This is a genomic window from Achromobacter mucicolens, from assembly GCF_902859725.1.
Taxonomy (GTDB): Bacteria; Pseudomonadota; Gammaproteobacteria; order Burkholderiales; family Burkholderiaceae_B; genus Achromobacter; species Achromobacter mucicolens.
This window is the reverse complement of the sequence record NZ_CADIJP010000011.1, coordinates 1-19,688: the sequence shown is the minus strand read 5'-3', so window position 1 is coordinate 19,688 and position 19,688 is coordinate 1. Positions and strand designations below refer to the sequence as shown.

At 66.6% G+C, this 19,688-nt stretch carries 18 protein-coding genes and 1 pseudogene; 3 read left to right on the top strand and 16 right to left on the bottom strand.

Translation table 11 applies throughout. The features are described 5' to 3' along the window. Positions 1-2 precede the first annotated feature (2 nt). Positions 3-911 (top strand): NAD(P)-dependent oxidoreductase, encoded by a 909-nt coding sequence (locus HV786_RS15445; protein ID WP_128827163.1) that lies wholly within the window; start codon positions 3-5, stop codon positions 909-911. On the opposite strand, the gene HV786_RS15440 is transcribed toward HV786_RS15445, so the two are convergent. From HV786_RS15440 to HV786_RS15390, 11 genes are all read right to left on the bottom strand, one after another. Further along, positions 908-1,813 (bottom strand): LysR family transcriptional regulator, encoded by a 906-nt coding sequence (locus HV786_RS15440; RefSeq protein ID WP_128827164.1) that lies wholly within the window; start codon positions 1,811-1,813, stop codon positions 908-910. The two genes, HV786_RS15445 and HV786_RS15440, sit on opposite strands and share 4 nt — an antisense overlap. A gap of 142 nt (positions 1,814-1,955) precedes the next feature. Beyond that, positions 1,956-3,359, bottom strand: a complete 1,404-nt coding sequence (locus HV786_RS15435; RefSeq protein WP_128827165.1) for an MmgE/PrpD family protein — start codon at positions 3,357-3,359, stop codon at positions 1,956-1,958. 60 nt (positions 3,360-3,419) lie between these two features. Further along, on the bottom strand, positions 3,420-4,223 hold the full coding sequence (locus tag HV786_RS15430; RefSeq protein ID WP_128827166.1) for an N-acyl homoserine lactonase family protein: 804 nt from the start codon (positions 4,221-4,223) through the stop codon (positions 3,420-3,422). A 21-nt stretch (positions 4,224-4,244) separates the two neighbouring features. Next, entirely contained in the window at positions 4,245-4,958 is a 714-nt protein-coding gene (locus HV786_RS15425; protein WP_175211200.1) for an ABC transporter ATP-binding protein, read from the bottom strand. Continuing rightward, on the bottom strand, positions 4,945-5,742 hold the full coding sequence (locus tag HV786_RS15420) for an ABC transporter ATP-binding protein (RefSeq protein ID WP_128828726.1): 798 nt from the start codon (positions 5,740-5,742) through the stop codon (positions 4,945-4,947). The genes HV786_RS15425 and HV786_RS15420 overlap by 14 nt, the downstream gene beginning before the upstream one ends. After that, entirely contained in the window at positions 5,739-6,740 is a 1,002-nt protein-coding gene (locus HV786_RS15415) for a branched-chain amino acid ABC transporter permease (RefSeq protein ID WP_252870199.1), read from the bottom strand. Before HV786_RS15415 ends, HV786_RS15420 begins: the two co-directional genes overlap by 4 nt. A 7-nt stretch (positions 6,741-6,747) precedes the next feature. Continuing rightward, positions 6,748-7,611 (bottom strand): branched-chain amino acid ABC transporter permease, encoded by an 864-nt coding sequence (locus HV786_RS15410; protein WP_128828728.1) that lies wholly within the window; start codon positions 7,609-7,611, stop codon positions 6,748-6,750. Positions 7,612-7,629: 18 nt separating this feature from the next. Beyond that, positions 7,630-8,805 (bottom strand): ABC transporter substrate-binding protein, encoded by a 1,176-nt coding sequence (locus tag HV786_RS15405; protein ID WP_128828729.1) that lies wholly within the window; start codon positions 8,803-8,805, stop codon positions 7,630-7,632. An 82-nt stretch (positions 8,806-8,887) separates the two neighbouring features. Beyond that, positions 8,888-9,199 (bottom strand): DUF4387 domain-containing protein, encoded by a 312-nt coding sequence (locus HV786_RS15400; RefSeq protein ID WP_128828730.1) that lies wholly within the window; start codon positions 9,197-9,199, stop codon positions 8,888-8,890. A 17-nt stretch (positions 9,200-9,216) separates the two neighbouring features. Then, the gene (locus tag HV786_RS15395; RefSeq protein WP_252870200.1) at positions 9,217-10,581 is read right to left on the bottom strand and encodes an acyclic terpene utilization AtuA family protein; all 1,365 of its coding nucleotides are present in this window, start codon (positions 10,579-10,581) and stop codon (positions 9,217-9,219) included. Positions 10,582-10,592: 11 nt separating this feature from the next. Further along, positions 10,593-11,957 carry an LLM class flavin-dependent oxidoreductase gene (locus tag HV786_RS15390; protein ID WP_128828731.1) on the bottom strand — a complete coding sequence of 455 codons (1,365 nt, stop codon included), beginning with the start codon at positions 11,955-11,957 and terminating at the stop codon, positions 10,593-10,595. 105 nt (positions 11,958-12,062) lie between these two features. On the opposite strand from HV786_RS15390, the gene HV786_RS15385 reads away from it, so the two are divergent. Next, positions 12,063-12,998: a LysR family transcriptional regulator gene (locus tag HV786_RS15385; protein WP_233461965.1), complete on the top strand. Its 936-nt coding sequence runs from the start codon at positions 12,063-12,065 to the stop codon at positions 12,996-12,998. Between the two features lie 161 nt (positions 12,999-13,159). Next, positions 13,160-14,230 carry a flavin reductase gene (locus HV786_RS15380; protein ID WP_175211198.1) on the top strand — a complete coding sequence of 357 codons (1,071 nt, stop codon included), beginning with the start codon at positions 13,160-13,162 and terminating at the stop codon, positions 14,228-14,230. Between the two features lie 52 nt (positions 14,231-14,282). On the opposite strand, the gene HV786_RS15375 is transcribed toward HV786_RS15380, so the two are convergent. From HV786_RS15375 to HV786_RS15355, 5 genes and pseudogenes are all read right to left on the bottom strand, one after another. Then, positions 14,283-15,296, bottom strand: coding sequence for a response regulator (locus HV786_RS15375; RefSeq protein ID WP_128829138.1), 1,014 nt, complete (start codon positions 15,294-15,296; stop codon positions 14,283-14,285). Between the two features lie 34 nt (positions 15,297-15,330). After that, positions 15,331-16,341, bottom strand: a complete 1,011-nt coding sequence (gene cheB, locus HV786_RS15370; RefSeq protein WP_175211196.1) for a chemotaxis response regulator protein-glutamate methylesterase — start codon at positions 16,339-16,341, stop codon at positions 15,331-15,333. Beyond that, positions 16,338-18,653, bottom strand: coding sequence for a hybrid sensor histidine kinase/response regulator (locus tag HV786_RS15365; protein WP_175211194.1), 2,316 nt, complete (start codon positions 18,651-18,653; stop codon positions 16,338-16,340). The genes cheB and HV786_RS15365 overlap by 4 nt, the downstream gene beginning before the upstream one ends. Further along, a complete protein-coding gene (locus tag HV786_RS15360) occupies positions 18,650-19,300 on the bottom strand; it encodes a chemotaxis protein CheW (RefSeq protein ID WP_175211192.1) in 651 nt (216 codons plus the stop codon). The genes HV786_RS15365 and HV786_RS15360 overlap by 4 nt, the downstream gene beginning before the upstream one ends. 4 nt (positions 19,301-19,304) lie before the next feature. Further along, positions 19,305-19,688 (bottom strand): annotated as a pseudogene (locus tag HV786_RS15355) (tetratricopeptide repeat protein); the annotation flags it as partial.

The window sequence follows — 19,688 nt, the reverse complement described above, 5'->3', positions numbered from 1 at the left end:
GCATGAACCAGAACGCATCGGAAACCCTCGGATTCATCGGGCTGGGCGTCATGGGCGGACCCATGTGCGCCAACCTGCATAAGCGCGGCGGCCGCCGGGTCGTCGCGTACGACGCCGTGCAGGCCGCGGCCGACGAGGCTGCCGCGCAGGGTATTGAGTTGGCCGGCGACGTGGCGGGGGTGGCCGGCGCCGCGGACATCGTGTTCCTGTCGCTGCCGTCCATCGACCAGGTCGAATCGGTCTGCGATGCCATCCTGGCAGCGCCCCGCCGGCCCTCACTGATCGTGGACATGAGCACCAGCAATGTGTCGCGCACGCGTGCGCTGGCCAAACGCCTGAAGACTGAAGGCATCACATTCCTGGACGCGCCCGTCGCGCGGACCAAGCAGGCCGCCGTGGACGGCAAGCTGTTCATCAGCGTGGGCGGCGCCGCGCCGGACTTCGCCCGCGTGTCCCCGTACCTCAATTGCATGGGCAGCGATGTGCTGCATTGTGGCGAGGTGGGCACCGGACAGATCGTCAAGATCCTGAACAACTACATGGTATTCATGACTGTCAACGCGCTGTCCGAAGCCATCACCATCGGCCGTCATGCCGGCATGGAAGCCGAGAAGCTGCTGTCGATGCTGTCTCAAGGATCGGCCGACAGTTTCGTGTTGCGCAACCACGGCATGAAGTCGTTGGCCAAGGATGACTTTCCGGAGAAGACCTTTCCGATGACCTATGCCATTAAGGATTGCTCGCTGGCGCTGGATCTGGCCAAGGAAGGCGGGTTCAGTCCGCGTATTGGGGCTTATACGCACGACATGATGTGCCGGACGCGAGATGCGGGGTTTGCGCAGAACTACCACCCTGCTGTCATTCAGTTGATCGATGGACGTGTGAAGGCTGAATTGCCTGAGCGGGTTTAAGGCGGGGAAGGAGACGCATCCAGCGCCATGCGCTTTGCCACATGGCCCACGACACGCCGCGTCAAATCCGTGGCGTGCTTCTCGCTCCAGATGATTTCCATGCAGACCTGTCCCGCGCTTTGCGGCAGTTCGCGGAACACCACGCCCGCAAATCCCGTGGTGGCGTAGGACGCGGGCGCGATCGACACGCCCAAGCCAAGCCTGACCATCTGGAAGATCGTGAGCGGACTGCGCGCCATGTGGCGGATGTCGGGGCTGAAGCCGGCCTCGTGGCAGCAGGCGACGATGGCGTCGTAGATCGCGGGCCCATGTTCGCGATGCAGCGCGACCATGGGTTCGTCCGACAGCATGGATAGCTGGAAGCCATCCTTCTGCGCCAAGGGATGCCGGCTGGGCAGTACGGCGACCAACGGCTCGCGATGGATGAGCTGGCGCCGCACCTCGGTGCGCTCCGGGCGCGCATGCACGATACCTGCGTCCAGCAGGCCCAGCGATACCGCCCTGACCTGCTCGGCCGATACCATGTCCACCAGCGACAGCGTCACGCCCGGGAATTCCGCGGCCACCTGACGCTGGATGACCGAGACCAGGTGAAACAGCGCGGAGGTCGCCACGCCCACGCGCAGCACGCCCGAATCGTCGTTGCCAGCACGCACGGCGGCGTTGACGGCGGTGCGCATCTGGTCGAGCAGGATGCGGGTCTCTCGCAGAAAGGCCTGCCCTGCCGGCGTCAGCCGGACCTCGCGGCGGTTGCGCTGCAAGAGCTGTACGCCCATTTCCTCTTCAAGCGATTTGACGTGCTGCGAGAGCGGCGGCTGCGAGATGTTCAGCTTTTCGGCCGCTCGCCGGAAGCTGAGTTCTTCGGCAACCGTCACAAAGTAGCGCAGTTGTCGCATGTCCATGGCGTGACATCTTCATGTTGGGGCCAGCGTTGCGAATCGCCGGCGGGCGTGGCGCCTCCTGCGGAGGCCGCCATCGGACGGCTGGCTAGCATACTGCGGCCAGCCGTCCTTGCCCATCCCGCCGATGTCTCAGGCGCGGCGCTCAGGCCAGGAGCTTGGTCAAGTCACGAACCGGGGTGGACGGCTCTGCGGACAGGAAGGCGTCAAGGATCAGCGTAGTGCGCACTTCCGGCAGCGTGAGGCCGGCATTGGCGCGGAACTTGTCGACGATGTCGGCCTGGCGCAGCGCGCGATCGCCGCTGCCCAGATTGATGGGCACGGCTTCGCGCAGTTGCGTGCCGTCGTGCAGCGTGACCGTTACCGCGCCCGAAAAGTACTTCGGGAACGCCGTGACTTCCTGGGCGCGGCAGGTGGTGCGTCCCGCCAGCGATAACAGCTCGGGATCCGCCAACCGGGCGGGCGCCAATTCATGAAGCGTGAAGCGGCCCAGCGCCAGGCAGGCGGCCACGACGAATTGCACGCTGAACTTGGCGTCGTAGTCGCTGCGGGGCCGGGTCTTGATGTGTGCGGGCTCGGCCACGATGGGCAGCGTGGGCGCAGGCAGCTCGCAGGCGACCGAGCGGATGCGGCCGGCATCCTGGATGGAGGCCTGGAGCCGCAACGCCGCTTCGGCGCAGCCGTGGATGAAATGGCATACCGGATAGGGCTTGATCGACGTCTCGAGCAGCGTCCATTCATGGCCCAGCGCGCTGATGACCGAGTCGGCATCCACTTGGTCTGCGCGGGCCTGCATGTGGGTCTCGTACAGGCCGAACTGTCCCTCGTAAGGCCGGCGCGGCCCGAAGAAGCCGGCCTGCGCCATCTGCGCGGCGGTAATGCCGGCAAAGGCACCCCAACCAGGGTGCAGCCGCTTGGTCCAGGCGCCGTCCTCCAGGAAAACCTGCACGCCCGAGGCGGTGCTTGCCGCGATGCCCTGCGCCGCCACAAGCTGGTCTTCCGTCAGGCCCAGAAGCTTGCCCGCCACCAGCGCCGAGCTGAAGTGCGACACCACGCCCGTCGCGTGGTAGCCGCCGTGGTGAAAGCCGCCCTTGACGGATCGCCCCAGCCGGATGGCAGTCTCCATACCGATGGCATACGCGGTCAGCAGTTCGCCCCAGCGCATGCCGCGGGTCTCGGCGAGCGCCAATGCCGCCGGCAGGCAGGCCACCGACGGGTGCACGATGGCGCCGGGATGCGTGTCGTCGAAATCCAGCCCGTGCATCAGGTAGCCGTTGGCCATGGCCGCGTCGCGCGGGGAAAGCGCCGGGCCGCCGCCGATCACGGTGGCGTCGCCCGTCGCGCCGGCCGCGCGAATGCCGGCCAGCCCCGGCCCGGAGAAGTCGAATTGATGCGCGGCGATGCCCAGCCCGATGGCATCGATGATGTGGAGCAGCGATTTTTCGCGCACCGCAGCTGGAAGCGATTCGAGCGTGAGGCCGCGCGCAAAGCGGGCGAGTCCGAGCGCAAGGCTGGAAGACGGCGCCCGAAGATTGGAAGGTGCATGCATGGTGGCAAGGGGTCCCAAAGAGATAGGTGGGCACGCCGCGCGGGCGCGCCATGCGTGAATTCAGTCCGAAGGATTCTCGTGCAGAACGGCGACCGGCAGAGGCAGATCGCCGGACAACCGGGGATAGCGCTTGAGCACCAGCGGATCATGTCCCGGCACGAAATGGCTGACCGAACCGGCCAGCTTCAGCAGGCGCTTATGCCCGGCCAGCATCTGTTCCACGTCCACCACCACCGGAAACGGCAGCTTCAGCGTCGCGTTGTCGTAATAATGCGCCGCGTCGGAAGCCAGCACCACCCAGCCACGCGCCGTGTGCACCCGCACCGCCTGCAGCCCCTTGGTATGGCCGCCGATGTGCAGGAGCTCGATGCCGGGCTGCAACTCGTCGTCGCCGTCGTGGAATTCCACCCGATCCTCGTACAGCCGCCGCACGAACTCGCACACGTCTTCGACCGCGAAGGCGCGGCGCAGCACCGGCTGGCACATGCAGGGGCCCGTCGCGAACGCCGCTTCGGCCTCCTGCAGGTGGAATCGCGCGTTGGGCAGCTTGTCCAGGTTGCCCGAATGATCCCAATGCAGGTGCGTCAGGATGACGTCCTGGATCTGTTCGGGCCGCACGCCAAGATGGCGCAGCGCCTCGATTGGGCATCCGTCCAGCGGCCGGCCGCGCTGCAACGCGCCGCGCTCGCCGAAGCCGGTGTCCACCAGAATCGCGGTGTCGCCCAGCTTGATCAGCCACACGTAGAAATCCATGTCCACCGTGCCATCGTGCGCATCATGCAGGATGAAGTTGTGCGAGGCCGGACGGGTCATGCGCGCGTAACGCAGCGCGTAGACCTCATAGCAGGGTAAGTTGTTGGTCATGGCCGGGCGCCTCCTACGCCCTTATACGCCAAGATAGGCTTGTCTCACGAAATCGTCTTCGAGAAGTTCCTGGCCCGTTCCGGTGCGCACGATTTCACCGCGTTCCAGCACATAGGCCCGGTGCGACAGCCGCATGGCCAGCCGGGCGTTCTGCTCCACCAGCACGATCGACAGCCCGGATTCCCGGTTCAGGTGCTCGACCGCGTGCGCGATCTCCGCGACCACCTTCGGCGCGAGCCCGAGCGAAGGCTCGTCCAGCAACAGCAGTTTCGGTTGGGCCATGAGCGCCCGTCCGATCGCCACCATCTGCTGTTCGCCGCCCGACAGCGATCCGGCCATTTGCGCGCGCCGCTCCTGCACACGGGGGAACAATCCGTAGATCATGTCCAGCGTGCGCCGGCGCGTGGCCGCGCAGCGCGTGGTGTAGGCGCCCAGCTCCAGATTGTCCATGACCGACATCCGCGGGAACAGCCGCCGCCCCTCGGGCGAGAGCGCGATGCCCCGCGCAACGCGGCCGGCGGCCGGCATGGCGGCAATCGACTGGCCGTCCCAGCGCAAGTCGCCGCGCGCCAGCGTCTTCAGCCCCATCATCGCCTTGAGCGTCGTGGACTTGCCGGCGCCGTTGGACCCCACCAGCGCCACGATCTCGCCGTCGCCGACATGCAGCGACACGTCGTGCACGGCCTCGAGCTGGCCATAGCGCACGGCAATGGATTGCGCTTCAAGCATGGGCATAGTCGGGCGCTCCCAGATAGGCTTCGATGACGGCGGGATTGGATTGGATCTCCTGCGGCGTGCCTTCGGCGATCTTGCGTCCCTGGACCAGCACGTAGATGCGATGGCAAAGCTCCATCACGACTGCCATGTGATGCTCCACGAACAGCACAGAGATGCCGCGATGCGTGCGCAACCGCTGCAGCAGCCGGCCCAGCTCGGCGCACTCCTCGCCGTTCAGCCCCGCAGCCGGCTCATCCAGCAGCAGGATCTTGGGATTGGTTGCGAAGCCGATCGCCACGCCCAGCAGCTTCTGATCCCCGTAGGCCAGCCCGCCGGCCGCAACGTCCCGGTACGGACCGAGCCCGGACAGTTCGAGGATCTCGTCCACGTCCCGCGCCACCCGCTGCAACGCGGCCTTGCGCGCCCGGGTGCTGAACACATGGGTCCACACCGAACCGGGCAGCGTCGACAGCGCGCCGCGCAGCAGGTTCTGCGCCACCGTCGCGCCCTGGTAGACCGAGGTGGATTGGAAGGTGCGGGCAAGCCCCCGCCGCACGACTGCGCTGGGCGCCTTGCCCGTGATGTCCGCCCCCTCCAGGATCACCTGCCCTGACGAGGGAATCAGCGTGCCGCTGATGAGGTTGAACGCGGTGCTCTTGCCGGCGCCGTTCGGGCCGATCAATCCGACCACCTCCTCACGCGCCACATGCAGGTCGAGGCCGCTTACCGCCTGCAGGCCGCCGAACCGCTTGGACAGGCCCCTGACTTCAAGCAGCGGCCGCGTATTTGTCGCCGTCGTCATGCCTGCTTCCTCCCTTTTCCTGGCAGGCGCATGCCGGCCAGCCCCTGCGGCAAGAACCGCAACATGAGTATCAACGCCACGCCGTACAGGATGTCCTGCGACTCCACGGCGCCGCGAAAGAGCTCGGGCAGCGGCGTCATCACCAGCGCGCCCACCAGCCCGCCCAGCAGGTACCTGCGCCCGCCGACCACCATCATGATGATGAGCGCGACCGACAGGTTCATGTTGAACGACTCCGGCGAGATGTACCCGACGTAATGAGCCAGCAGCGCGCCGCCCAGGCCGGCAAAGACACTTGCCAGCGTGAACGCGAACAGCTGCGTACGGCGCACACCGATGCCGCTGGACTCGGCCAGCGCCGGGTTCTCGCCCACCGCGTCCACCGCCTCGCCCGCCGGGGAGGCATAGAACCACTTGAAGAACGCCAGCACCGCGATGGCGATCGCCGCCGCCAGCGCGTAGAACGCGGGCTTTTCCAGGAACACGTAGCCGGCAATTGACGCGGCCGGAATGTTGGTGATGCCGTTGGCGCCGCCGGTGACGTCGCCGAACTCGAGCAGCACCAGGCGCAGCAGCTCCCCGAATGCGAAGGTCACCAGCACGAAGTACACCCCCTGCAATCGCAGCACGATGCGCCCGAGCAGGTAGGCGACGCATCCTGCCGCCACCATCGCAGCCACGACTCCCATGGCGAAGGGCAGCCCCAGCCCCTTGACGCAGAACACCGACGCATATGCCCCGACACCGGCCAAGGCGCCATGGCATAGCGACACCTGCCCCGCTCTTGCCAGCACCGACAACGACGTCACCACGATGGTGTTGATGCAGATGAAGATGGCCAGGTGATAGGTGAACGCCTGGTTCAGAAAAAACGGTATGCAGGCCAGGACCGCCAGGCCCAGCAGGCCCGCCGCTCCCAGCGGCTGGGGCGCGGCGGCCCCGCGGATCGTCCCTTGCGCCGTGGCTGGCGGCATCTGCGGCAATACGGCTTTGCTCATATCCATCTCACGCCTCCGCCTTGCCCAGCAGCCCGGCGGGCCGCAGCACCAGAATACCCATCACCAGCGCGAAGATCAGGATTTCCGCGAGGCTGTTGCTCATGAACGAACTGGCCAGGCTTTCCGACACCCCCAGCAGCAGGCTCGCTGCCGCCGCGCCGGGCACGCTGCCCAATCCACCCAGGATCACCACGATGAAGGCCTTGAGCAGCGGCGTGCTGCCGATGAAGGGCGACACGGAGAACAGCGGCGCCATCAACGCCCCCGCAATTGCCGCAAGGCCCACGCCGATGCTGAAGCCCAGCGGGTACATCAGTTTGGCCCGCACGCCCTGCGCCGTCGCGATCTCCATGTCCTGCACCGCTGCCCGCAACGCCTTGCCCTGACGCGTATGGATAAGGAAGACGTACAGCACCGCCAGCACGATCACCGAGCAGACCGCCACGTACAGCCGCGACGCCGGGATGATCACCGTGCCGAGATGAAACACGCCTTCGGCCACCTGCGGCATGATCTGCGAGTCCGGGCCAAACACCACCAGCGCCACCGACTGCAGGATCATGGCCACGCCGATGGTCGCGATCATGCCGTTCAGCTCGTCGTGCCGGAATGGCTTGAGCACCGCCCACTCCACCAGCCAGCCCAACGCCGCCGTCACGACAAAGGCGCCCAGCAAGGCCAGCAGGAAAGGCGCCTGCCAGTGACTCATCAGCACATAGGTCGCAAAGGCCCCGACCATGTAGAACTGGCCATGCGCGAAGTTCACGACCCGCATCACGCCGAACACCAGCGTGAAGCCCACTGCCATCAGCAAGTAAAGCAGGCCAATGATGACGCCGTTTACCAGCGCCTGGGATAACAAGTTGGACATGGAATCGCCTCCGTCCGCTCATTTCTGGATATCGACGCACTTGTCGATATCGCACCGCGCCACCGTCACTTCCTGGCCATTGCGGACCTCGGAGATGAAGAACGGCGACGCCACCTGATGGTCGATGCCGTAGCGAGCCTTGCCGCTCCAGTTGACGACGCCCTGGATGCCCTTGTAGTCCTTCAGCTTGGCAAGCTCGTCGCGCACCTTGGTGCTGTCCGCGACAGTGCCTGCGTTCTGCATGGCCTTGAACAGCATGTGTGTGCCGTCGTAGAACGCCGGGCTGAACCCGTTCATGTTCTTCTTGTACTTGTCCTGATAGCGCTGGGCGTAATTCGCGACTTCCTTGTTGTCCGGGTCCTGCAGCGAGGTGACCATCATGCCCTCGGTCGCCGCCTTGCCCGCCACCGCCACGATCTCGGGCGTCGCGGGACCGCCATTGCGCACAATGGGCCCCTTGAAGCCCAGCTCGCGCGCCTGCCGCACGATCATGCCCGCCGTCGCGGGCGAGTTTCCGTCCAGCTCGATGGCGTCGATCCCCGAGCTGATCATCCGCGTCAAAAGCGGCACCATGTCCACCCGCTGGCGCTCGAAGAACTCCTTGCTGGAAAGCGCCGCGCCCGCCTTCTCGTATGCCTTGGCCAGGTCGTTTGAAATCTGCTGGCCCGATTCGTCGTTCGGAAACAGCCCGCCGACCTTTTTCAGGGAAAAGCGCTTGACCAGCCACGCGATGATGGGCGGGGCGGTCTCCTCGGTCGTCAGGTTGGGCCGGAACGAATACGGCTTTTCCGGGCTGAGCGCCTTGTTGGTGAAGCCCAGCGTCATGATGATGACCTTCTCGCGCTCCGTGACCGGCTGGACGGCGAGCGCGGGCGCGGAACCCATGGGGCCGATGATGTACTTGACCTTGTCGTCGCTGACCAGGCGGTTGGCGGCCGTGACGGCCTCGGCGGACTGGTACTTGTCGTCATAGGGGATGACGCTGATCTTGTACTTCTTGCCGCCCACCTCCAGGCCACCCTGCGCATTGACGTCGTCGGCGGCCAGCTCGGCGCCGTACAGCAGCGCCTGGCCCCACGCGGCGCCCGCGCCCGACAGCGTCACCAGCGCGCCGATCTTGAGCGTGTCTTGCGCCATCGCCGCGGCGGGCAAAGCAAGCGTTAGGGGCAGCATCACCTTGAAAACTCGATTCATGTCTCTCTCCTGTATTTTTGTGTAGTGAATGCGGGAACAACAGGCGCTGTGCGCGTGGGACGGCCGTGGATGTCCGCCAGCGTCACAGCGGTATTTCGATATCCAGCAACGGCGCATGCTGCTGCGCGCCGTACACATCCACGTCTCCCACCGCGCCCGAGGCCACCGGCCGCGGCAGGGTCGCCTTCCACGCCAGGGCGGGCGGATATTCGGTGAAGAGCACGTCCGCTTCGCGCACGCCATACAGCCGCGCGATCAACGCCGCGCTCACGACGCCCGTGGCGCGCACGCGTTCGAACAGCGCCGCGTCGTCGAACATGATGTCCAGCGTGATGGAAAAAGGCCCGGCGTTCTTGCTCTTGCAGGCCTTGGCGATGTCTTTCAGTCTGACCATGTCGGCTGCCCTCGTCATCAGACGGTTTCGTATTCAATGGGAAACAAGCTGAGCGGATCCGCCACTTCGATCACGTGCTGCATGAAGAACTCGTAGATCGGGCCGCGCTCGATATCTGAAGGCGAGAACGGAAAGGCCATGTTTCCCTCTCGGCACATGCGCCCCGGAAAGTCCGAATGCAAGAGCGTCACGCGCGCCAGCGACAGCGCGGCGTTGGCAATCTCCTGCGTCTTGCCCACGACCTCCGCGACAATGGCAAGCTCCTGCGGCCTGAAATCCGGGTTGGGCTCCCACGCCCCCATCACCCCATCCGCGCCGTACACCCTGAGAACGAGCTGCCAGTCCTCGGGCGCCAACCCCAGCGCGGCGACCTTTGTGGCGGTGGAAGCGCGGACAAAGTCCAGGAAGGTGGCGGCCTGACCGATCAGCCCCGGATCCCGCGTGGCGGCAAAGGCCACCGCGCTGAAGCCCGCCCGCTTCACGCCTTCGAGCTTGATGGTGTAGCGCTCGGGTTCCCACTTCATGCCGGTGATCCGGACGCGGCGGTCCGACACCGCGCGGATCTCGCAATCGCGCGTGTCGACGCAACCGCCCGGCTCATACCGCAACACCGGACTCGCATTCTCGTGCAAAGCCTGCACCGCCACCGACAACGGCGTGCAGCGCAGCTCCGGATTGAGCGGCTCGGCCTCCACGTAGTCCTCGCCCACCGTGACCATCAGGCAATCGTGCTTCTTCGGAATCGCCGCATTGCACGCGCATTCCAGCATCTTGCCGGCGTACCAGGCTGGCGCCGCCGGCAGCCCGTGATGCATGGCCAGCGCCACCCACGGCGCCGGATCCGTGCCGCGTCCTCCCAGGATCACCTGCGCGCCTTCGGCCAGGGCCTTGCGATAGGGTTCCGGCCCCATCATGCCGACGATGCGCACGGCTTCATCGACATCCTCCGCGGTCAAGGGACCCGCCGTGCCGAGCGCGCGGATGCGGTCCTCGAACAGCGCCTGCCTGATCTCCGCCGGGTCCTGCTCGGCATGAATCAGCGCCATCTTGAAATGCAGGTCATGCTCGCGGGCGATCTCCCGCACGATGTCGGCGCAGGCCTGCAGGTGGGGCTCGCCCCCGGCGCCGCCGCAGGTGCCCACCATCATCGGAATGCCGTTGGCGATGGCCGCGCGCAGCAGCAGCGACAGATCGCGCTTCATGGCCATGCGCGAGTTCAAGGTCTTGCCGGACCCCAGGTAATGCGGCCCGGGGTCGCTGGAGCCGCCATCCACGCCGACCATATGGGGCTTGAGTTCCATGGCGGCCTTGATCGAGGCTTCCGGAAACCCGTAGCCCAGGATGCCGCTGGCCGACATCATGCGTACGCTAGTCTGGGTCATGTCGGTGGTCCTCAGCGGCTGCCGGCCTTCCAGTCCCCGGCGCGCGGCCGGCGCAATCCCAAGTTGCCGCGCAGCGTGCCCCCGCCGTACTCTTTGCGCACCAGGCCGCGTTTTTGCAGATGCGGAATGACCAGGCGCACGATCTCCTCGTAAGTGCCCGGCACGGCAGTGGCCGACAGCACGAACCCGTCGCACCCCTTGCTGAACCACTCCTCCATCATGTCGGCCACCTGCTCGCCAGTCCCGCAGAACACGGGGCCGTCATTCAGCGTGCCGCGGCCCGAAGCCTCGACAAAATCGCGGACGGACGGGTTCTTCTTGCCGCTCACCTGCACCACCTTGTCGCGCAGGCTTTGCCAGGACATCGCGGCCAGCTCCTCGTCCGTAAAAGGCTGGTCATAGGGCCGGCCGGAGAAATCGATGTTGGCCGTCTCGCCAATCATCGTCAGGCCGTCGATCGGCCGCGACAGGCCGGCGATCATTTCGCGCTTTTCCTTGGCCAGGCTCTCGGTCTCGGCGGCGATGATCTTGACCTCGGCCGCCACTTTCAGATCATCGGGATCGCGGCCCGCCTTGGCCACGCCTTCCTTGAGCGCCTGGTATTGCTTGATGCCGCCCTCCAAAGTGGGGTACTTGGCAAACACCACTTCCGCCCAGCGCGCCGCAAAGGCCAGCCCGCGCCCGCTCTGGCCAGCCTGCAGGATCACCGGATTGCCCTGCGGCGAACGTGGCACGGTCAGCGGACCGCGCGAACGAAAGAAGCGTCCTGCGTGATCCAGCCGGCGCACCTTGTCCGGATCGGCAAAAAATCCTTCAGCCTTGTCGGCGACGATGATGTCGTCCTCCCAGGTATCCCAGTGGCCCATCACCACTTCCATGAATTCATCGGCGCGGTCATAACGCAGGTCGTGCTCCAGATGCTCGGTGTGTCCAAAGTTGGCGGCCTCGGAATCGTTCATCGACGTGACCACGTTCCAGGCCACGCGGCCCTTCGTCATCAGGTCCAGGGTCGCAAACAGGCGCGCCACATGGAACGGTTCGTAGTAGGTCGTGGAGTACGTGGCGCCCAGCCCAAGATGGCGCGTGGCCATCGCCATCGCCATCAGCACCGCCGTGGGTTCAAGCTTCACGGCACGCACGCCGTGACGCACAGTTTCGTGGTGATTGCCGTTGTAGATGTCCGGCATCGCCAGGCGGTCATCGAAGAACGCCATGTCGAAACGGCCGTCTTCCAGCGTGCGGGCAATTCGCTGGTAGTACTCCGGCGTCAGATAGTCGGTCATGCTCGACGGATTTCTCCACGAGCCGACGTAGTTGGAACAATTCTGGGCTTGCAGGAAGGCCACCAGGGCCATTTGACGGGCGTTTGTGCTCATTGCTTTTCCGGTTTCCGGTGGGGTCTGAAGAGAACGAAGTGGCGTCAGTATTGGTGTCGACTCGGATATGCACAATTTCCGCGGCGTGATACATCTATAACGACCATGAATCAATCGACCGACCCCTCCGCCCTCACGCGGCTCGAACTTTCCGAGCTGGAAACCTTTCTATGGGTCGTGCGGGAAGGCAGCTTCAGCGAGGCCGCCCGCAAGCTGCATCTGTCCCAGCCCGCCGTCACCAACCGCGTCAAGCGCCTTGAGGACAAGCTGCGCATCAAGCTGCTGCAACGGACCACGCGCCAGGTCACCCCCACGCCAGAAGGCCTGCGCCTGCGAGACGCGGCCGAGGCCGCGCTCGCGGGCCTGCGCGACGTCATGCGACAGTTTCAGAAAAGCGCCGAGACCGGCCGCAACCGCATCGTGGTCGCCTGCACGCCGATGCTGGCGGCGACGGTGCTGCCACGTCTCATCCACGATTACCAGCAGCGCTACCCGGACATCCAGGTCGTGCTGCGCGATCTGCCTTATGCGCAGGTGGTCCAGGCCATCACGCAGGACGCGGCGGATTTCGCGGTGGCGGCGCTGGACACCAAGCAGCGCGGCCTGCAATTCCAGTCGCTGGCCGAGGAAAAGGTCCTGCTCGTCGTGCCCGCCGGCCATCCGCTCGCCGCCCATGCCAGCGTCACGCTGTCGATGATCGCGCCGTACCGGATCATGTTCCTGGACCGCTACCTGTCGCTGCGCAAGCACCTGACAGAGGAATTCGCCAAGCAGGGATTGACGTTCGAGCACACCACCGCGTCGACGCTGCCGACGCTGCTGGGCATGATCGACGCTGGCAACTGCGTCACGTTCCTGCCGCGCACGATGGTGCAGCGCAATGCGCAGTCATCGCGCGTGCTAATCGAAATCAAGGATCTGGACGCCACCCGCCACTGGGGTTGCATCCTGTCGCGCCGGGCCGAACTGTCCGCCGCCGCACAGGCTTTCCGCGACTACCTGCGCAAACACTTTCGCGAACAGCTCGCGGAGCCGGTCTGAAGCCCGCGCATTTATAACGGTACGTAATAGACGCATACCGGAACACAATTTGTGGGCGAATCGCCGCCGCTCCTAGACTTGGCGCCATGCCAGGCGGTAAGCGGCGGCGCCTGTTCAAAGCCATTGCCGCGGGCCTGGCGCCCACGAAACAGGATGCGAGCATGACACCCTTCGACAGCAAGGAATTCCGCCGCGCGCTCGGCGCGTTTCCCACCGGCGTTACCGTGATCACGACCTGCGATGACGCAGGCAAACCTTACGGCGTCACCGCCAACTCGTTCAGCTCGGTTTCGCTGGATCCGCCGCTGATCCTGTGGAGCCAGTCCACCACGTCCAGCAGTTACCCGGCGTTTCGCGACTGTCCCCGCTTCGTCGTCAACATCCTTGGCGATCACCAGGTGCACGTGTCAAACCAATTTGCGAAGTCGGGCGCCGACAAGTTTCGCGAGGTGCCGGTCAAGGCCGGCCTGGGCGGCGTGCCCATCATCGACGACTGCGCGGCCCATCTGGAATGCGTGAAGGTGGCCGCCTACCCTGGCGGCGATCACGTCGTGTACCTCGGTCAGGTGGAAAAGATCTTTCGAAGCGGGCGCCATTCGCTCGCCTTTGGCGACGGCCGATACCTGCGGACCTTCGCGCACGATCTTGGCGAGGTCGGCAGCCAGACCGGCGCGGCAGGCCTGGGCAGCCTGAAGGCCCAGCGCATCGCGCTGGCTGCGTTGCCGGCGATCAGCGAGCGCATCGGGCAACGCACCGTGGGCATCGCGGTGTGGGGCAACCAGGGCGCCACCATCATCGGCTGGGAGCCGTCCGCCCATCCCGTCAGCCCGTTCCTGCAGGCGGGCGTCGTCGTGAGCCTGACGCAGTCGGCCACCGGCGTCGCCTTCGCCGCGTTCATGCCGCCCGAGCAGACGCAGTCGCTTGCCGATGAGGAACTGCAGGCGCGCTCGCGCAGCGGTCAGCCGGACAACGGGCAGTTCGCGCAGCGCGTGGCCGAGGCGCGGCACCATGGCTTGGCGCGCGCCGTGGGCACCGCGGCCTCGCCCCGTCACCATGTCACGGTCAACGCGTTCAGTGCGCCGGTGTACGACGCGCAAGGCAACATGGTGATGGCGATCTCCACGACCTGCGAGGCAGAGCGGCTGTCCGAGGATTGGGACGGCGAAGTCCCGACAGAATTGCTTGCCGCCGCGCGGGAGCTGTCGCAGCGATTGGGGCATGCGGACGCGTAGCGGCATCGGCCGCCGTCACACCCGCCAAGACGCATGGCGGCGGCCAGACGCCTTAAAGCTGTCCCGGCACCACCCGGTTGCGGCCCTGCCGCTTTGCTTCATACAGGCCCCGGTCGGCCGCCTGGATCAGCTCCGTGCACGGTTGCCCATCCAGCGGCACGGTGGTCGCCAGGCCGATGCTCACCGTCAGCCACGGCCCGAAGCCCGCGTCGCGCTGGGGAATCTGCATGGCTTCCACCGCGCGGCGCAGTTTTTCGGCTGCCAGGCGCGCGCTGCCGCCGGGCGTGCCCGGCAGCACCAGCGCAAATTCCTCGCCGCCAAAACGCGCAGCCAGGTCGGTGGACCGGTCGCAACTGGCGAAGATGGTGTTGGCGACGCGCTTGAGGGCCTCATCCCCCGCAATGTGGCCGTAGGTGTCGTTGTAGGACTTGAAGTGATCCACGTCGATCATCAGCATGCTGATCTCTCGGCTGTCCCGGCCCGCGCGCTGCCACTCGGCATTCAGGTACTCATCGAAATAGCGCCGGTTGCCCAGCCCGGTCAGGCCGTCCGAATTGGTGAGCCGGCGCAGTTCCATGTTGCTTTCCAGCAGTTGCTGCTGGCTTTGGCGCAACGCCTGATAGGCTTCGTCGCGCTGGACCAGCGCCATGTAGGAACGCGAGTGATAGCGGATGCGCGCAATCAGCTCGATCGAATCCGGCAGTTTCACCAGGTAGTCGTTGGCCCCCGCCGCAAAGGCCGCGCTCTTGATGGCGGGATCTTCCTTGGTGGACAGGACGATGATCGGGATGTCGCGCGTCACGGGATGGCCGCGATATTCGCGCACCAGTGACAGGCCGTCCACGCCCGGCAGCACAAGATCCTGCAGGATGACCGTGGGCCGCGTCTGGATCGCCACGCTCAGCGCCTTGTAGGGATCCGAGCAATAGTGGAAATCGATGTTGGCTTCGGGCACCAGCGCGCGCCGGATGGCTTCTCCCACCATGACCTGGTCATCGACGAGCAACACCATTGCCCCGTGCGAATTGAGATCCGCGGAAACCGTGTCTTCAGGGGATGGCAGCATAGTGGGTCCTTGATGTCCTACGTTGTGCCGCGCCTCAGGCAAACGCCCGGATGACGCGAGACGCAATTTGATCGAGCGGCCGAATCTCGACCGCGGCCTTAATGGCGGCAGCCGCTTTCGGCATGCCATAGACCGCGCTGGTGGCCTGGTCCTGCGCGATGGTGAGGCATCCGCGTTCGCGCAGCGCCTTCAGGCCGCGCGCCCCGTCCTGGCCCATGCCGGTCAGCAGCACGCCGACCGCAATGCCGCGCCAGTGCTGCGCCACGCTATGGAAGAAAACATCGATCGAAGGCCGATACAGGCTTTCGCGGGGGCAGTCGGTGTACCGCAGGGTACCATCCTCGCAGAGCGCCAGATGATCATCCGTGCCCGCGAGCAGCACCTGGCCGGGCAGCGGCGATTCGCCTTCGCGCGCCAGCCTTACCGGCAGCGGCACCTGGTCATTGAGCCAGTCGGCCATGCCGGCCGCGAACGAGGCGTCCACATGCTGCACCAGCACGATGCCGGCCGGAAAATCCAGGGGAAGATCGCGCAGCAGCTGCGCCAGCGTCGCCGGGCCGCCTGCCGAGGCGCCGATGGCAAGGAGGCGCCGGGCGCCGGCGGACGCGGCGGGCTTACTGACCGGGCTGAGCGCCGGCCGGTTGCCGTAGCGGCCGATCAGCCAGCCGATGTTGCGAATCTTGCGCAACAACGGCGCCGCCGCCGTGCGCATGTCCGTCGCGCCCACCATGGGCGTGTCCACGGCATCCAGTGCGCCGTGCCCCATGGCATCGAAGACGCGCGATGTGTGGCCCGCCACGTCGGAGGTCACCACGACGATGGCGCACGGCGTTTCCGCCATGATGCGGCGCGTGGCCTCGACGCCGTCCATGACGGGCATGATGAGGTCCATCAGCACGACATCGGGACGGTCGCGCGCGCATTGCTGCACGGCCTCCAGGCCGTCGGACGCCGTCCAGGCAATCTCCAGCCCCGGTTCCAGCGCGATGACGCGCCGCAGGACTTCGACGGCGAGCGGCATATCGTTGACGATCCCGATTCTCACGTCCGAGCCTTCCCGATGAGGTCTTCCACGGCGTCGAGCAGCGCATCATCGTGAAAGCTGCCCTTGGCCAGATAATAGTCGGCGCCGGCGTCCAGCCCGCGCTGCCGGTCCTCTTCCCGGTCCTTGTACGACACCACCATGACGGGCAGCGATTGAAGCCTTGGGTCGGCCTTGATGCGCGACACCAGTTCGATGCCGTCCATCCGCGGCATGTCGACATCCGTCACGATGAGGTCGAAGTCCTCGTTGCGCAACATGTTCCAGCCGTCCATGCCGTCCACGGCGACCGCCACATCGAACCCGCGGTTCAGCAGCAGCTTGCGCTCAAGCTCGCGAACCGTCAATGAATCGTCCACCACCAGCACGCGCTTGCGGCGGCGCGCGGCCGCCGCGCCCGCCCCGCTGTCGACCCGCGACAGGCGCCCGCCCTCGATGAGCTTCTGGACGGACACCAGCATGTCCTCGACGTCCAGGATCAGGAGCGGCGTGCCGTCATCCATCAGCGAGCCGGCCATGACGTCCTGCACCTTGCCCAGCCGGGGGTCCAGCGGCTGCACGACCAGCGTGCGCTCGCCCACGTACCGGTCGACGGCGATGCCGTAGAGGCGGTCGTGATCGCCCACCACCACCACGGACAAGGTATCGGCGGCCGGGGCGGCCTCGCCGGCGCGCAGGATCTGCCGCGCCGACACCAGGCCGATCTGCCTCCCCTGGAAGCGGAAGTGCTGCTGGCCTTCCAGCTGCTCGATGTCGGTGGCGTCCACCTGCAACGCGTGGCTGACGTAGGCAAGCGGAAATGCGTAGATCTCGTTCTGCACCTCGACCAGCAGGCTGCGCACCACCGACAGCGACAGCGGCATCTCCAGCACGAAACGCGTGCCCCGGCCCTGCTGCTGGTGGACCCGCACTGCGCCGCGCAGCTGGCGCACCATCGTCTGCACCACGTCCAGCCCCACGCCGCGCCCGGAGATTTCAGTCACCTCGTCGCGCGTGCTGAAGCCAGAGAGGAACAGGAATTCCAGCAGTTCGGCTTCGCTCAGGCGTGCGGCGGTCTCGGCATTGGTCAGCTTGCGTTCGACCACTTCCTCGCGCAGGTGATCCAGCGATATGCCGGAGCCGTCGTCGGCCAGTTCGACCAGCAGCATGCCTGCCGAATGGCGCGCCGACAGCGTGATCAAGCCCTCGGCCGGCTTGCCCGTCCGTTCGCGCTGCGCGGGCGATTCGATGCCGTGGTCAACGGCGTTGCGCAACAGGTGCATGAGCGGCGCATCCAGTTTTTCCAGGATGTCCCGGTCCACCTGCGTGTCTTCGCCCTCGATCTCCAGGCGGACCTGCTTTCCCAGCGAGCGGCCCAGGTCGCGCACCATCCGCGCCATGCCGCCCACGCCGTCGCCAAAGGGCCGCATGCGGCACGCAAGCGCGGTGTCGTACAGCCGACGCGTCAGGTGGTTCATGCGCCAGCCGAATTCGTCGACTTCACTGGCGCGCAGCGTCAGTTCCCGCTGGCATTGTTCGAGGATGCGGTGGGCATCGTCCAGCGCCGCCTGGCCGCGCGCATCGAGCTGCTGTTCGGCCAGCACGGCGCGCACCCCGTCCAGCGCGTGCGCCGCGCCCGCCTGCAGCCGCCGCAGCCGCAGCATGGCGGCGCTGAATGGGCCGACCCATTGCGACTCGACCAGCGTTTCGCTGGACAGGCCCAGCAGCTTGTTCAGCGTATCGGCCGTGACCCGCAGTACCCGCTCGCCCTCGCCCGCGCCGCGGTCCGAACTGCGACGCGCGGGCGGGACCGCGGGGGCCGCGTCCACCACCTGGGGCTTGTCCGAGGGCGCCGGGGCTGCCGGGACGGGCGCATCTTCCGTCAGGCGTATCGGCGGCAGATGGCCGGTCGGCCGGGAAGGACGCGCCGCCGCGGCCGGCGGCGTGGCAGGCAGATTGGGCGCGCTGCTCAGCCGCGCCACCAGGTCGCCGATCTCGGCATCCAGCTCCACGCCGGGCGTTGCCACGCGTTGCAGCAAGTCCGTGCCCAGCAGCAAGGCGTCGATGTCGCCGGCCTGCAGACGCAGACGGCCCTCCTGGGCGGCCACAAGGCAATCTTCCATGGCGTGCGCGATACGCACGGCCGGATGCAGGTCCACGATGCGCGCGGCGCCCTTGAGCGAGTGGGCGGCACGCATGCAGGCCTCAAGCTGCGGCGCGGACGTGGGATTTTTCTCCAGGGCGAGCAGCCCGTCGTTGAGCACCTGCACCTGGGTGCGGGTCTCCATCTGGAACAGTTCGAGCAGCGAGGCATCGCGCATCTGATCGGGATTCACGCGAGGCTCCGTTCCAATGCCTGCATCAGCAGGGTTTCATCCAGCACGCCCACCGCACGGCCGCCGCAGCGCGCCACGCCGCGCGAGTACTTCAGGCTGGCGCCCTGCACCGTCGAGGGCAGCGGCTCAAGCGCGTCCAGGTCCACCTCGTGCATGCCCTCCACTTCGTCCACCGGCAGCACCACGGCACGGCCCGCGCCGCCGAATATCAGCATGCGCGCGGTGGCGGGCCGCTCGCGGGCCTGCGGCGCCGCGGCGTCCAGTCCCAACAGGCGCGTCAGCGATACGCAGACGGTCAGCGTGCCGCGCACGTTGGTCATGCCAAGCACGGCGGGATCACGCCGGTGCGGCAGGCTGATGATGCCTCGCGTGCCGGCAACCTCGTCCAGCGATCGCGTCGGCAGGCCCATCCATTCACGATGCAGCCTGAACACCAGCAGCGACGACAGGTTGGCCGCGTGCTGCGGCGGCGCGGCTTCCTCGTCTTCCTGCATGGCGGGCGGCAGACGGTCAAGGATGCGCTTGGCCGCCGCGGCATACACCGGGCAGTTGCGGCAATGCACGTGTTCGGCCAGCTGCCCGCAGCTTTTGTCGCCACGGATGCCGATGCGGTTCCAGCAGTCGTCCACGCCAGAAAGCGATGCCATTGCGTCAGTCACGTCGCGCCTCCCCGCGCGCCGCGCGCGCCTGCAGGCGGCGGGCGCCCTCTTGATCCCCGTCCGACGCCACCAGCGCGGCCAGATGCAGCAACGCCTCGCGGTGGTTCGGATCCAGGTAGAGCGCCTTGCGGTAGGCGGCCTGCGCCTGCCGCGACTGACCTTGCGCATCCAGCAGCAAGCCCTGCAGATGCAGGGCCTCGGCGCTGGCGCCATGAATGTCCAGATGCGCCTGGCACTGCGCCATCGCGTCGCGCACCCTGCCCAGGTCGGCCAGCGCGGCGATCTCGCGCAGCGACGCCTGGGCCGCCTGCCCCGCGCCTTGCGCGGACGGCGCGTCGGCTATCGCGGCATGCGGCACGGGCAGCCGGGGCGCGGG

What these genes read in the sequence shown, in the direction of transcription:
- HV786_RS15445 (WP_128827163.1), top strand. Translation starts at nt 3, where the DNA reads ATGAACCAGAACGCATCGGAAACCCTCGGATTCATCGGGCTGGGCGTC.
- HV786_RS15440 (WP_128827164.1), bottom strand. Translation starts at nt 1,813, where the DNA reads ATGGACATGCGACAACTGCGCTACTTTGTGACGGTTGCCGAAGAACTC.
- HV786_RS15435 (WP_128827165.1), bottom strand. Translation starts at nt 3,359, where the DNA reads ATGCATGCACCTTCCAATCTTCGGGCGCCGTCTTCCAGCCTTGCGCTC.
- HV786_RS15430 (WP_128827166.1), bottom strand. Translation starts at nt 4,223, where the DNA reads ATGACCAACAACTTACCCTGCTATGAGGTCTACGCGCTGCGTTACGCG.
- HV786_RS15425 (WP_175211200.1), bottom strand. Translation starts at nt 4,958, where the DNA reads ATGCCCATGCTTGAAGCGCAATCCATTGCCGTGCGCTATGGCCAGCTC.
- HV786_RS15420 (WP_128828726.1), bottom strand. Translation starts at nt 5,742, where the DNA reads ATGACGACGGCGACAAATACGCGGCCGCTGCTTGAAGTCAGGGGCCTG.
- HV786_RS15415 (WP_252870199.1), bottom strand. Translation starts at nt 6,740, where the DNA reads ATGAGCAAAGCCGTATTGCCGCAGATGCCGCCAGCCACGGCGCAAGGG.
- HV786_RS15410 (WP_128828728.1), bottom strand. Translation starts at nt 7,611, where the DNA reads ATGTCCAACTTGTTATCCCAGGCGCTGGTAAACGGCGTCATCATTGGC.
- HV786_RS15405 (WP_128828729.1), bottom strand. Translation starts at nt 8,805, where the DNA reads ATGAATCGAGTTTTCAAGGTGATGCTGCCCCTAACGCTTGCTTTGCCC.
- HV786_RS15400 (WP_128828730.1), bottom strand. Translation starts at nt 9,199, where the DNA reads ATGGTCAGACTGAAAGACATCGCCAAGGCCTGCAAGAGCAAGAACGCC.
- HV786_RS15395 (WP_252870200.1), bottom strand. Translation starts at nt 10,581, where the DNA reads ATGACCCAGACTAGCGTACGCATGATGTCGGCCAGCGGCATCCTGGGC.
- HV786_RS15390 (WP_128828731.1), bottom strand. Translation starts at nt 11,957, where the DNA reads ATGAGCACAAACGCCCGTCAAATGGCCCTGGTGGCCTTCCTGCAAGCC.
- HV786_RS15385 (WP_233461965.1), top strand. Translation starts at nt 12,063, where the DNA reads ATGAATCAATCGACCGACCCCTCCGCCCTCACGCGGCTCGAACTTTCC.
- HV786_RS15380 (WP_175211198.1), top strand. Translation starts at nt 13,160, where the DNA reads ATGACACCCTTCGACAGCAAGGAATTCCGCCGCGCGCTCGGCGCGTTT.
- HV786_RS15375 (WP_128829138.1), bottom strand. Translation starts at nt 15,296, where the DNA reads ATGCTGCCATCCCCTGAAGACACGGTTTCCGCGGATCTCAATTCGCAC.
- HV786_RS15360 (WP_175211192.1), bottom strand. Translation starts at nt 19,300, where the DNA reads ATGGCATCGCTTTCTGGCGTGGACGACTGCTGGAACCGCATCGGCATC.